The 12,749-nt window shown below is 68.6% G+C and carries 11 protein-coding genes; 9 read left to right on the top strand and 2 right to left on the bottom strand.

The annotated features are described in order from the left end of the window. Window positions 1-115: 115 nt before the first annotated feature. Window positions 116-1,336: an MFS transporter gene (locus KF709_07825; GenBank protein ID MBX3174306.1), complete on the bottom strand. Its 1,221-nt coding sequence runs from the start codon at window positions 1,334-1,336 to the stop codon at window positions 116-118. A 134-nt stretch (window positions 1,337-1,470) separates the two neighbouring features. Between KF709_07825 and KF709_07830 the strand changes: the two genes are divergently transcribed. The 9 genes from KF709_07830 (at window position 1,471) to KF709_07870 (ending at window position 10,823) form a co-directional block, all read left to right on the top strand. Next, complete coding sequence (locus KF709_07830) at window positions 1,471-2,247, top strand: ABC transporter permease (protein ID MBX3174307.1); 777 nt, start codon at window positions 1,471-1,473, stop codon at window positions 2,245-2,247. Continuing rightward, window positions 2,244-3,254, top strand: a complete 1,011-nt coding sequence (locus tag KF709_07835) for an MCE family protein (GenBank protein ID MBX3174308.1) — start codon at window positions 2,244-2,246, stop codon at window positions 3,252-3,254. The genes KF709_07830 and KF709_07835 overlap by 4 nt, the downstream gene beginning before the upstream one ends. After that, window positions 3,251-4,762 (top strand): L-aspartate oxidase, encoded by a 1,512-nt coding sequence (locus KF709_07840; protein ID MBX3174309.1) that lies wholly within the window; start codon window positions 3,251-3,253, stop codon window positions 4,760-4,762. Before KF709_07835 ends, KF709_07840 begins: the two co-directional genes overlap by 4 nt. A 35-nt stretch (window positions 4,763-4,797) precedes the next feature. Beyond that, the gene (gene nadA, locus KF709_07845) at window positions 4,798-5,808 is read left to right on the top strand and encodes a quinolinate synthase NadA (protein ID MBX3174310.1); all 1,011 of its coding nucleotides are present in this window, start codon (window positions 4,798-4,800) and stop codon (window positions 5,806-5,808) included. Beyond that, the gene (gene nadC, locus KF709_07850; GenBank protein MBX3174311.1) at window positions 5,805-6,725 is read left to right on the top strand and encodes a carboxylating nicotinate-nucleotide diphosphorylase; all 921 of its coding nucleotides are present in this window, start codon (window positions 5,805-5,807) and stop codon (window positions 6,723-6,725) included. The genes nadA and nadC overlap by 4 nt, the downstream gene beginning before the upstream one ends. Before the next feature lie 290 nt (window positions 6,726-7,015). Further along, window positions 7,016-7,594, top strand: a complete 579-nt coding sequence (locus KF709_07855; protein ID MBX3174312.1) for a DUF4332 domain-containing protein — start codon at window positions 7,016-7,018, stop codon at window positions 7,592-7,594. A 70-nt stretch (window positions 7,595-7,664) separates the two neighbouring features. Continuing rightward, entirely contained in the window at window positions 7,665-7,817 is a 153-nt protein-coding gene (locus KF709_07860) for a hypothetical protein (protein ID MBX3174313.1), read from the top strand. 4 nt (window positions 7,818-7,821) lie between these two features. After that, window positions 7,822-9,438: a glycosyltransferase family 39 protein gene (locus KF709_07865; protein MBX3174314.1), complete on the top strand. Its 1,617-nt coding sequence runs from the start codon at window positions 7,822-7,824 to the stop codon at window positions 9,436-9,438. After that, complete coding sequence (locus KF709_07870) at window positions 9,435-10,823, top strand: dipeptidase (GenBank protein ID MBX3174315.1); 1,389 nt, start codon at window positions 9,435-9,437, stop codon at window positions 10,821-10,823. Before KF709_07865 ends, KF709_07870 begins: the two co-directional genes overlap by 4 nt. A 113-nt stretch (window positions 10,824-10,936) precedes the next feature. Here KF709_07870 and rho read toward each other — a convergent pair whose 3' ends face one another. Next, on the bottom strand, window positions 10,937-12,631 hold the full coding sequence (gene rho, locus KF709_07875) for a transcription termination factor Rho (protein MBX3174316.1): 1,695 nt from the start codon (window positions 12,629-12,631) through the stop codon (window positions 10,937-10,939). Window positions 12,632-12,749 lie beyond the last annotated feature (118 nt).

Below are 12,749 nucleotides of genomic sequence, written 5' to 3' on the forward strand. Positions count from 1 at the left end.
GGTCGGCGCGCTCGCCGTTCCAAAGAAAGAAGACACAGAGGCCGCACGGTCGCTTCAGCACCGTCGCGAAACCCTCTGTGTCTCTGTGCCTCTGTGGCAAAGCAGTTAGCAGTCTCTACGCCGCCGCAGAAACAGGCTTGCGTGCAGGGATGTGTGCCTCAATCCCCATCCCAATCACGATCGTGAACGCGGCCAGCGCCGCGCCCGTGAAGAAGGGGACGCCCTTGCCGAGGTAGTCGTAGGCAAAGCCCGCCCAGATCGGCCCCACGACTCGCGCCAAGCCGCCGAAGGTCTGCTGCACGCCCATGTACAGGCCGCGCTCGTGGTTCGGGATCACCTGAGAGAGCATCCCCGTCACGCACGGGAACGTGAACGCCGTACCAAGCGGGATCAGCAACACCGCCAGCGCCAGCGATGTGTAGTTCGTCGTGAACGGCAGCGCCAGCAAGCCCGCCGTCAGGAATGCGCCGCCGTAGCGCGAGAGCCGCGGCTCGCGGTAGCGATCCACCGCCGGGCCAAGCAGCACCGCGCGCGTGAACACCGACAGCGCGCCGATGTAGACGAACACCCAGCCGATGTTCGTCTCGTTGATGCCAAAACGGTCATAGAGGAACAGCGCGAGGATCGCCGTCATCCCCTGGAAGGCGCCCATGCCGATGGCGTAGATCCAGATCAGTCGGCTCGCGGGCAGCGTCGGGTGCGTCGTCACGCGCAACAGGGTCTCGCGCGAACCCGAGACCTTCGGGCGGTCCGCCGTGCGCACGCCGGCCTGCTCGTTGGATTCCGTGAGGTACTTCCACGCGAATCCCATGTTCACCACCGTGATCACAGCCGCCAGCAAGCCCGGCCACTCGGGCCCCATCCGGGCGGAGAAGGAACCGATCGCGGGTCCAAGCGCCACACCGGCGTTCGTCGCCGCGGAGAGCCAGCCGAGCGCCTTGGCACGGTCCTGCGGCTCCGTGGCGTCTGCGACATAGGCCTGGATCACGCCGACCGTGCCGCCGCCCGCGCCCTGCACGATGCGCGACAGGAACAGGAGTTCGAGGTTTCCGGCGAACGCAAAGACGATATACGCGACGAAACTCGCGCCGAGTCCGATCATCAGCGCCGGACGCCGACCATAACGGTCCGAGACCCGTCCCCAGGCGGGTGCGCTCAGCAGCTGCGCCACGGCAAACGACGACACGAGCAGCGCGATCACCGTGCCTTCGCCGCCCATCCCGACGGCGTCCAGCGCCTGCCACAGCGGTCCGCGGCCCACGAAGCGCGTCGCGTAGAACGGCAACAGCGGGAGCACCATCAGGAGCCCCACCATATCCACGAACGCGGTGACCATCAGGACTACGAGCTTGCCCAGCGGAGAACCCTCGAGGCTGCGGGCGGCTGCCGGCCGGATGGGCAGGCATTCCCTGAAAGATACACGGGTTAACTACTACTGGTCGGCGTCGGGCCGGGCGGTAACTTCGAAGGGTGATAGAGGCCATTGGGCGGTCCGTCCGGAAGTCCCTGGGCGCCATCGGAGCGGCGGGGCGGCTCACCGTCGAGTCGGGCCGTTCCCTGCAGGACGTCTCGACTTGGGGCCCGAACTTCTCGCAGCAGGCCCGGCAGCTGGGCGTGGACTCCCTGCCCATCGGCATCCTGATTGCGCTGTTCACCGGCGTGGTGCTCTCGCTGCTGGCCAGCTACAGCTTCACCGGTGCCGTGCCACGCTACTTGGTCGGCACGCTGGTGCAGAAGACCATCATGATGGAGCTCGCACCCGTGCTCACCGGTCTCGCGCTGGCCGGTCGCGTCGGCGCCAACATCGCCGCCGAAATCGGCACGATGCGCGTCACGGAACAAGTTGATGCGCTCGAGACCTTGTCCTTCGACCCCGTGGCGTACCTCGTCGTACCGCGCGTCCTCGCGGGCGTACTGATGTTTCCCGTGGTCGTGGGCGTCGCGATGATGGTGGGACTTGGCGCCGGCTGGGGCGCCTCGCTGGTGCTGCTGGACCTGAGCACGCCGGAGTTCCTCAAGGGCGTGCGGTTGTTTTTCGACAACTTCGACGTACGCTACGGCCTCGTGAAGGCGGCCAGCTTCGGCTTCGCGGTCACCATCCTCGCGTCGGCCAACGGCCTCCGCACCCGCGGCGGCGCGCAGGGCGTCGGAGGTGCGGCCACGCAGGCCGTGGTGCAATCTGCAGTGTTCATCCTCGTCCTCGACGCGTTCTGGGCGATGGTCTGGCTCCTCGGGAGGGCCACATGAAGCGGCGGTCGAACGATTGGATCGTGGGCGCCACCGTGCTCGGTGGAATGGCACTGGTGGTCGTTGTCACGATGTGGCTGCAACAGGCCGACATCGGCCAGCAGCGCGTGGAAGTCACGGCGCGCTTCCGCGAGGTCGGCAACATGGCGGTGGGCAACGCCGTCGTGATCCGCGGCGTGCGCGCGGGGCGCGTGGATGACATCCACCTGGCCGACAGCGGCTGGGTGACCACGACACTGCTGCTGGATCCCGGCATTCAGTTGCCGCCCAATCCCGTGGTGCTCACGCAGGCATCCACGCTGTTCGGAGAATGGCAGGCCGTGATTACCCAGCGCGATGCCGTGCCGGCCATTCGCGAAGTGGTCCTGCAGCTGCAGGACTCCGCCGGAGCGCCGGCCAACACGCTCGCGGGCGCCGTGCTGCCAGACATCGCGCAGCTGACCTCGGTGGCGGGCGGCATCGCCGGCAACGTGGCCTCGGTGGCCGAGCGCGTGCGCACGGCCTTCGACGACTCCGCGGCGCGCGAACTGCGCACCACCATCCGCAACCTCAGCGTGATGTCCACCGAGCTCACGCGCACGGTGCGCCTGCAGTCGCAGAATCTGGATATGATTGCCGCGCAGGTGCGCGCCGGGGTGGGCGACCTGTCGTCCGGTGCGGCCGCGCTGCAGCGCTCCGTCGGCCGGCTCGACTCCGCGACCTCGGCGGGTGAGATCGCACGCATTGTCGCCGACGCCCAGGCCGCTGCCGCCGACCTCCGGCAGATGAGCGGGCGCCTGAACGAGATGTCGGAGTCGTTGATGCGCGCCGAGAACAGCCTGTCGCGTGCCATTACGAAAGCGGACACGCTGCTCGGCAGGGTCGAGCGAGGTGAAGGTTCGCTGGGCCTGCTGTTCAACGACCCAAGTCTGTATCGAAACACGGACTCGCTGCTGGTGGACCTGCGCGTGCTGCTGTCGGAGTTTCGCGCGAATCCCAAGCGCTTCGTCAACCTGAGCATCTTCTGACCCAGCGCATCCGCACGCGATTCCTCGTCATCGGGTCGGGAATCGCAGGGCTCCACACGGCGGGTCGTTGCTCCGACCACGGCGACGTGGTCGTGCTGACCAAGCGCACGTTGCGCGACTCCTCCACCGCCTGGGCGCAGGGCGGCATCGCGGCGGCGCTCGGCGCGGGCGACTCGCCCGAACTGCACCGCCTGGACACGCTGGCCGCCGGCGCGGCGTTGTGCGATGCGGCCGCCGTCGAGGTGCTGGTCGCCGAGGGGCCGGCGCGCGTGCGCGAGCTGGCCGACGCGGGCGCGCAGTTCGACCTCGACGAACACGGACGCTTCACGTTGGGCCGCGAGGCCGCGCACTCGCGCAAGCGCATCGTGCACGCCAAGGGTGACCAGACGGGCGCCGAGGTCTCGCGGGCGCTGATCCACCGCGTGCGTGAGCGCGAGAACATCGAGGTGCTGGAGACGGCGCGCGCGCTGGACCTCATCGTTTCCGGCGGGCGCTGCTGCGGCGTGCGCGCGGCGGTGGGTGGACGCGCGGTGGAGATCATTGCCGATGCCACGGTGCTGGCGACCGGAGGCTGCGGGCAGTTGTATCGCAGCACGACGAATCCACTCGTCGCGACGGGCGACGGCTACGCCATTGCACACCGCGCAGGCGCGACGGTGGCGGACATGGAGTTCGTGCAGTTCCATCCCACGGCGCTCGACACACCGGAGAACCCGCTCTCGCTGATCTCCGAGGCCGTGCGCGGTGAGGGCGCGGTCTTGGTGAATGATCGCGGCACGCGCTTCATGCTGCGCCGGCACCGCGCCGCCGAACTCGCGCCACGCGACGTCGTGGCCCGCGAGATATTCCGTGAGCAGCAACGCGGCAGCCGCGTCTGGCTGGACGCCACCAAGCTCTCGCGCACCTTCGCGCGCCGATTCCCCGGCATCCTGGCGCTCTGCCTCGCACGCGGCATCGATCCGCGCCGCGACCTGATTCCCGTGACGCCGGCCGCACACTACATGATGGGCGGCATCGTCACGGACCTTGCCGGCCGCTCGTCGATGGAGCGCCTCTATGCTTGCGGCGAGGTCTCACGCACCGGCGTGCACGGGGCCAACCGCCTCGCGTCGAACTCGCTGCTCGAAGGCCTCGTGTTCGCCGAGCGCGTGGCGCGCGATGCCGTCGCGCAGCCGAAGCTTCCGCGCGTGCCGCAGGCCAAGGAGTGGCGCGTGCCGGTCCTCCGTGATCGCGGCGCCGCCCAGGTCGCCGCGGACGAGATCCGCCGTCTGATGTGGGACCACGCCGGCATCGACCGCGATGCCAAGGGATTGCGGGAGGCGCGGAAGGGACTGGCGGCGATCAAGACGCGGCTTGCGGCCGGTGCCACCGAGGAGATCAACATGGTCGAGACGGCCCAGTTGATCGTCGAGAGCGCGCTGATGCGCCGCGAGTCACGCGGCGGGCACTATCGCAGCGACTTCCCCAAGCCCAAGAACAAATGGAAGGGTCGCCACATCGAGTGGTGAACCGGGGCAGGGCCCAAGGGCGTTAACTTTCTACCATGGTTCCACGAGCCGACCAAGAGACCGAGGCGCTGCAGCGCCGCATTCGCGCGCTGGCCAAGGAGCGCAACGCCGTCATCCTGGCGCACAACTACGAGCGCCCCGAAGTCCAGGACGTCGCAGACTTCGTCGGCGACTCCTTGGGCCTGTCCCGCGAGGCAGCGCGCACCGACGCCGATGTCATCGTCTTCTGCGGCGTGCACTTCATGGCCGAGACGGCCGCAATCCTGTCGCCACAAAAGACGGTGTTGCTGCCCGACCTCGCCGCCGGCTGCTCACTGGCCAGCACCATCGACGCCGAGCAGCTCCGGCACTGGAAGGCCGAGCATCCCGGCGCCGTCGTGGTGGCCTATGTGAACACAACGGCCGAGGTGAAGGCCGAGAGCGACTACTGCTGCACCTCGGGCAACGCGGTCGAGATCGTGAACGCGATCCCCGAGGACCAGGAGATCCTCTTCCTGCCCGACATGTTCCTCGGCGCGCACGTGCGTCGGGTCACGGGACGGAAGAACATCCACGTCTGGATGGGCGAGTGTCACGTGCACGCGGGGATCGACCCCGAAAACATCCGCCTTCAACGCGCGATGCATCCGGAGGCGGAGTTCTTGATCCATCCCGAGTGCGGCTGCGCCACCAGTGTGGTGGAGGCGGTGAGCGCGGGCGATGTCGATCCCGACGGCGTGCACATCCTCTCGACCGAGGGGATGATCAAGCGGCCCGGCGAGTCAGACTCAGAAACGTTCATCGTCGCCACGGAGGTGGGAATCCTGCACCGCCTCCAGCGCGCCTATCCGGGCAAGACTTTCCACGCCGCCAACGAGCGCGCGAGCTGCGCCTACATGAAGGTGACCACGCTGCCAAAGGTGCTCGGCGCGCTCGAGCGTCTGGAGCATCGCATCACGGTGGCGCCGGAGATCGCCGCACGCGCGACACTGGCCATCGAGCGGATGGTGAGCATTGGCGGTGGGCAGCCGACGCCGGCCGGACCCGGCGTGGATCCCGGCGAGTGAGCGCCGATCGCGAGCGCCAGCCGCCACGGCGGATCACGCCGCTCGCGACGCCTGCCTATGCGCCGCCTGGCGGCGGATTTCCATTCTCTGAATCGCAGATTGTCGAGCTCGTGCGCACGGCGCTCGAGGAAGACCGTGCGTTCGATGACCTGACCACCTTGGCGACCGTCGTGCCCGGCCACCACGCGCGCGGCTCACTCGTCGCGCGCGCCGACGGCGTCGTGGCCGGAGTCCCGCTGGCGCTGGCGGCGTTCCGGCTGCTCGACGCGCACGTCGAGATCCGGGTGGACGCGGAGGACGGCTCTCCGGTGCGGAAGGGCGATACGGTGCTCTATCTCTCCGGTGCCGCGCGCGGCCTGCTCTCGGCGGAGCGCGTCGCGCTCAACTTCCTGCAGCGGCTCTCCGGCGTGGCAACCATGACCGCTCGATACGTGGCAGTCGTCGCCGGGACGAGCGCGCGCATCCTCGACACAAGAAAGACAACGCCCGGCTGGCGACTCCTCGAGAAGTACGCCGTGCGCTGCGGCGGTGGCATCAACCATCGGTCCACGCTCGCCGAGGCCGTGCTGATCAAGGACAACCATCTTGCCGCCTGCAACGGCGATGTGGCCGTCGCGGTACAGCGCGCGCGCGCGTACGCGCCTGGCGGAACGTTGGTCCAGATCGAGTGCGACACGGTCGCGCAGGCGCGCGCCGCCGTGGCCGCAAGAGCCGATGCGTTGCTCCTCGACAACATGCCGATCCACGCGTTGCGCGAGTGCGTCGAGCTCGCGCGCGGCCACTGCTGGACGGAGGCCTCGGGTGGAGTGTCGCTGCAGACGTTGCGTGGCATCGCCGAGACCGGCGTGGATCGCATTTCGGTCGGCGCGCTCACGCACAGCGCCCCAAGCCTCGACTTGGCGCTGGACTTCGAGTAGTCGAGCCTCCACTCGGAGAGCAAGGCCGCGATGCTGAGGCGTAAGCGATTGCCCCACAATCGTTTACGACTTGACATCGGGACTCCGATTGACTACATTGATGGAGTACAACCGCGGCACCTGCCGCACCGATTTCTGGCGTAGGAGACTCGCGCTGAGTCCTGCGCCTCCTGGCCGCTCCCGCTACCGGTGTGAGAATCCCGGTCCCGTTGCAGCGGCCACTGGACGCATCCACCCCTCCGGGTGACGCTGCCTGCATTGCGCCGCCCGGCCATCACGGAGGAGCGACAATGGCTTACAAGCTTGAGCAGATTGAGGGCATCGGCCCCCACTTCGCCGGCATCCTGGCGAACGTGAACGTGAAGAACACTGACCAGTTGCTGCGGCACGCCAAGGATGAGGGCGGGCTGAAGAAGCTCGCTGAGCGCACGCAGATTTCCCTGGCGCATCTCGAGGCCTGGGCCCATCGCGCGGACTTGATGCGCGTGAACGGCATCGGTCCGGAGTTCAGTGAGTTGCTCGACGCGTCGGGCGTGGAGTCCGTCGCCGAGCTGAGCATGAGGAATCCGCAGAACCTGATGAACCTGCTCGCGCGGGTGAATGCGGAGAAGAGGCTCACCCGCACGGTGCCGGCATTGCGCACGCTGACCAAGTGGGTCACCCGCGCGCAGGACCTGGTGCTACGTGACAAGGGCATGGTGCGCACGCTTCCGTCATCGACGGCAGGAAAGACGGCGGTCTCCCCGATGGCGCAGCGCCAACCGACGGTGCCGCGGCAGCCGGTGGTCGGGTCAGGCGCCGGCGTGGGGCAGTCGTCGGGTGGCTATCAGGTGTCGGGCACGGGATCCGGCCCGTATCGGATGCCGTAAGACAGGGCAGCAGACGCAGGGCGCGGGACGGTGGGCAATCAGCCCTGCCGTCCCGTGTTAGTTTTTGCCCGTGGCCCAGCCCCAGATGACGCCTCCCACCGACGAGGTCCCGACCACGGACGAGACCTGCGACCACTGCGGCTCGCGCACGCTGGTCTGGCGGAAGTGCAAACTCATCTGCAGCGATTGCCGGCAGATCAACAAGTCCTGCGCGGACCTCTGACCTCGTGACCGGCACACCGACGCCCATTCCTGCGCGGCCGTCGGGCCCGCAGCTTACCCCGCGCTCCACGGCGGCGATCGTGGCCGGCCCGTCGGTGGCCTGGCGGCAGGCGCTCTGGCTGATTGCCGCGGCAACGCTCGCCCGATTGATGCTGGGCGCCATCGTCCCGCTCTTCCCCGACGAGGCCTACTACTGGGAATGGTCGCGACACCTGCAGCCTGGGTACTTCGACCATCCCGGCGTGTTGGCGTACGCGATTGCCCTGGGCACGGCCGTGTTCGGCGATACGAACATCGGTGTGCGCGTGCTGCCCATCCTGTTCGGTGCCGTGGCGAGCCTGGCGGTTGCCGCGACGGCACGGCGCCTGGCCGGCGACATCGCCGCGCGATTCGCCGCACTGGTGCTGGCAGTGATGCCGCTCTCCGCGGCGGGATTCGTGCTCGCGACGCCCGACGCGCCGCTGCTGGCCTTCGAGGCGCTCACGCTTCTCGCGCTCACGCAGGCCCTCGCACCCGGTGCGAATGCCCGCGAGCAGCGACGCGCCTGGCTGGCCGCGGGTGTCGCCATCGGCCTGGCGATGGCCTCCAAGTACACGGCCGTGCTCATCCCGGCGACCGTCGCGTTCGGCATCGCGCTGCACCCGGAGCTGCGAAAACACTTCGGGAAGCCCGGACCCTACCTCGCGGTCGCCACCGCTTCGATGGTCCTGTTGCCCGTGCTCCTGTGGAATGCGCAGCACGACTGGATCTCGTTCCGCTTCCAGCTCGCGCACGGCCTGGGCAGTACCGCACGCGGGGCCTGGTGGCAACGTGAGCTCGACTTGCTTGGCGGACAGATTGGACTGGTGTCGCCGCTGCTCTTCGGGGCCTTCCTGCGCGCCAGTTGGCGCGCGGCGAACCCTCACGGCGAGCCGCGCCGCTTCGTGTTCGCCGTCGTGACGCTCAGCTGCCTCGGCTTCTTCATCTACAGCGCCACGCGACGTCCGGTGGAAGCGAACTGGCCGGCCATTGCCTGGGTCAGCGCGCTGCTGCTCGCCGCGGCCTCGCGTCCGATGCTGCGCACGCGATGGGAGCGCGCCGCCGTGTGGGTGGCAGGCGTGCTCACCCTGCTGGCGCTCTCGCACGTTGTGGCTGGTTGGTGGCCACTGCCGCCGACACGGGATCCGGTGGCTCGCGCGCACGGCTGGCGGCGCGCGTCGACGGAAGTCGCCGCCGTGATGGCCGCGGAGTCCGCGACCGCCGGCGCGCCCGTGCTCGTCGCGGCGAATCGATATCAGGACGCGGCGCTCCTCGCCTTCCACTTGCCAAGCAAGCCGCGCACGTTCAGCCTGAACCTTGCCGCGTCTCGCGGGAACCAGTACGACCTCTGGCCCGCACTCACGGCTGCGGCGTCGCCGGGAGCGACGCTGCTGTACGTGCTCGATGTGCGCGCCGAGCGCGTCGACCGGCTGCCCGACGCGATCGTCGCGCTGCAGGATCATTTCGCATCCGTGGAGCGCGGCCCGCGCATCGCACTCCAGCGTGGCAACGCCGAGGAACACGGCGCGCGCCGCGTGTGGATCTTCCGAGGCTGGCGTGGGAGCTGGCCGCTGAACCCGACTTCCGACCAGACATTGCCATGAGTGCTTCCTCTCGCACGGCCCTCGATCCCGCGCTCGCCGCGTGGTTCGATGCCAACGACCAGCGCCTGCACGACGACCTCTTCGCCTTTCTCCGGATTCCCAGCGTCAGCGCACGCAGCGAGCACAAAGGTGATATGCGCGCCGCCGCCAAGTGGCTGCACGATCACTGCGCACGCATCGGGATGGCGGTGGAGACGCTGGACACGCCGGGCCATCCGATCGTGCTCGCCGAATGGCGCAAGGCGCCGAAGGGTGCGCCCACGATACTGATCTACGGCCACTACGACGTGCAGCCGCCCGAGCCGCTGGACCTCTGGACCTCACCGGCCTTCGAGCCCACGCTGCGAGACGGCAAGATCTTCGCCCGCGGCAGCGTGGACGACAAAGGCCAGCTCTGGTTGCACATCGCTGCGTTGGAGGCCCACTTGGCGGCGCGCGGTTCGCTGCCCGTGAACGTCATCGTACTGGCGGAAGGCGAGGAGGAAGTCGGCAGCGATCATCTCGCGCCCTTCGTCGCCGAGCACGCGAAGCGCCTTGCCTGCGATGCGGTCGTCATCTCCGACTCGACGATGTTCGCGCCAGGCGTACCAAGCATCCTGAGCTCGCTGCGCGGGCTCGCGTATCTGCAGGTCGACGTGACGGGACCAAACTCCGACCTCCACAGCGGGATGTACGGCGGCGCGGTGGTGAACCCGGCGACTGCATTGGCGCGGATTGTCGCCAGCTTCCACGACGCCGACGGCCGGGTGGCCATCCCCGGCTTCTACGACAACGTACGGCCCTTCCCCGACCACGTGCGCGAGGGCATGCGCGCGCTGCCGTTCGATGAAGCCGAATTCAAGTCGCACCTCGCCGTGAAGGATCTGGGCGGCGAGCCTGGCTACACGACGCTGGAGAAGCTCTGGACGCGGCCGACCTGCGAGGTGAACGGGCTCCTGAGCGGCTACACGGGCGAGGGCGCCAAGACCGTGCTGCCGGGCCACGCCATGCTCAAGGTGAGCTGCCGACTCGTGCCCGACCAAGACCCTGCGGAGATCGGCAAGCTCGTCGAGGCCCACGTGCGCAACGTGGCGCCGAAGGGCGTGACCGTGAAGGTGACGCACTTGCACGGCGGCTACGCCTGGCGCGCGGATCTCTCAGGGCCGATCTACGACGCCGCGGCGCGGGCGCTGGCCGGCGTCTTTGGCCGCGAGCCGGTGATCACGGGCGAGGGCGGCTCGATCCCGGTGGTGAACGACTTCGCGACGATCCTCAAGGCGCCGGTGTTGCTCGTGGGCTTCGGGCTCCCGGGCGAGAACGCGCACGCGCCGGATGAGTGGATATCCCAGGAGAACTTCAGGCTTGGGATGCGAGCGATGGCGCTTTTGTGGGATGAGATGCGGTAACCGAACTGCAGTTATGAGTTGTAAGTCATGAGTCGTGAGAGAACAGCACCTGCGCTCGCCGTTTCACTCACGACTTATAACTCACGACTCACCACTGCCGTTCGGCCGTTGGTTTACAGCCCCGCCAACAAGGCGTCATTCGACGTCGTCGCCGCAATCCGCTTGATCAGCCACTCCATCGCCGCCTGCGGCGGCATCTGCTGCAAGCCACGGCGCAGCGTGTAGATGGCGTCGATCTGCTCGGCCTTGTAGAGCTTCTCCTCGCGGCGCGTGCCCGAGGTGGCGATGTCGAAGGCGGGGAAGATGCGTTTCTCGGCCAGGCTGCGGTCGAGCTTGATCTCGCAGTTGCCCGTGCCCTTGAACTCCTCGAAGATCACGTCGTCCATGCGCGAGCCGGTCTCGACGAGCGCGGTGGCGATGATCGTGAGCGAGCCGCCGCCGTGCTGCGGCAGGATGTTGCGGGCCGAGCCGAAGAAGGCCTTCGGGCGGGCCATGGCCGAGGTGTCGAGGCCACCGGAGAGCGTGCGGCCGGTGCCCCGCTCCGCGGTGTTGAAGGCGCGGGCCATGCGGGTGAGCGAGTCGAGCACGACGATGACGTCCTTGCCCGTCTCGACCAGGCGACGCGCGCGGTCGGCGACCATCTCAACGACTTCGACGTGGCGCTTCGCTGGCTGGTCGAAGCTGCTCGCCACGACTTCGCCGACGCCCCAGGAGATCGCCTCGCTGACTTCCTCGGGACGCTCGTCCACGAGGAGGATGATGAGGTGCGCGTCCGGGTGGTTGAGGGCGATGCCTTCCGTGATGGCCTGCATCAGCATCGTCTTGCCGGCGCGGGCCGGGGCGACGATCAACGCACGCTGGCCGTAGCCAATGGGTGCAATAAGGTCGATGGCACGACGCGTAAGCTCGGGACCGCCCTTCGCCGGCTTGCCGGTCTCCAGCGTGATGCGGCGCTCCGGATACGACGCGATGAGCGTCTGGAAATCCGGGCGGCGCTTGCCCTCCTCGGGCACGGCGCCGTTGATCTCGACCAACTCGGCGACAGCCATGCGGCCGCGCTGATCGTGGCCGGTCTTGGCGACGAGCAGGTCACCGCGACGCAGGCCGTACTGACGGACGAGCTGCGGCGGCACCCAGGCATCGCCCTGCTCGTTCAGGTAGCTGTACTCGGCGCGGCGGATGAAGCCGGCCTCGCGTGCCGGGTCGAACCAACCCGTGGTCTCGCCGTCGACGACGAGGATGACCGGCGGGTTCTGCGAATACTCGCGCTCCTCGTTGTTGCCCCCCTGCTGGCGGTCGCCGCGCTCGCCGCGCTCGTGGCGGTCCCCGCGACGTCCGCGGCCGCGCTGGCGGCGGCCACGTCGCCCGCGACCCCCGCGCTCGTTGCGGTCCCCACGGTCCTGGCGGTTACCGCGATCCTGCCAATGGCGACCGTTTCCGTTTTGCTGGCTCTCGCCCGCCCCGCTCTGTTCACGCTCGCCGCGTTCTGCGCGGCTGTCGTCGGGAGGAGACCCTGCGGCGGCGTCATCGCCTGATGGAGCCGTACTGTCCTGGCGGGCCTCCTCGTTGCCAGCGGCCTCGGCGCCGGCTTCCGCGCTGTCCTTCCGCGTCTGGCGGGGACGGCGCGGGCGTCCGCGGCGTGGCCGCGACTCCGACGTGCTTTCCTCACCCGCGGCGGCATCGGTGTTGCCGGCGGAAGAGTCGGAGGCTTCGAGATAGGGATCTGCGTCGGTGAGGGAATCCTCAGCGGCGGCGCCACGCGGGCGCGCACCACGCCCACGACGGGGCGGACGTTCACTGTCGGTCATGCGAGAGGGTGTGGGACCACTACGGGTCGTGTCGGGAGAAAAATCCCGCGGAGCAACGATGGAGCGTTGTAAAAGCGGAGCGTCCTGAGACGGAATCCAGCCGAGACCCGGCCATCAG

This window comes from Gemmatimonadaceae bacterium, assembly GCA_019637445.1.
GTDB lineage: Bacteria > Gemmatimonadota > Gemmatimonadetes > Gemmatimonadales > Gemmatimonadaceae > Pseudogemmatithrix.

Coding starts and splice junctions, on each gene's coding strand:
- KF709_07870 (MBX3174315.1), top strand. CDS start 9,435: ATGAGTGCTTCCTCTCGCACGGCCCTCGATCCCGCGCTCGCCGCGTGG.
- nadA (MBX3174310.1), top strand. CDS start 4,798: ATGGTTCCACGAGCCGACCAAGAGACCGAGGCGCTGCAGCGCCGCATT.
- rho (MBX3174316.1), bottom strand. CDS start 12,631: ATGACCGACAGTGAACGTCCGCCCCGTCGTGGGCGTGGTGCGCGCCCG.
- KF709_07825 (MBX3174306.1), bottom strand. CDS start 1,336: ATGGTCACCGCGTTCGTGGATATGGTGGGGCTCCTGATGGTGCTCCCG.
- KF709_07835 (MBX3174308.1), top strand. CDS start 2,244: ATGAAGCGGCGGTCGAACGATTGGATCGTGGGCGCCACCGTGCTCGGT.
- KF709_07855 (MBX3174312.1), top strand. CDS start 7,016: ATGGCTTACAAGCTTGAGCAGATTGAGGGCATCGGCCCCCACTTCGCC.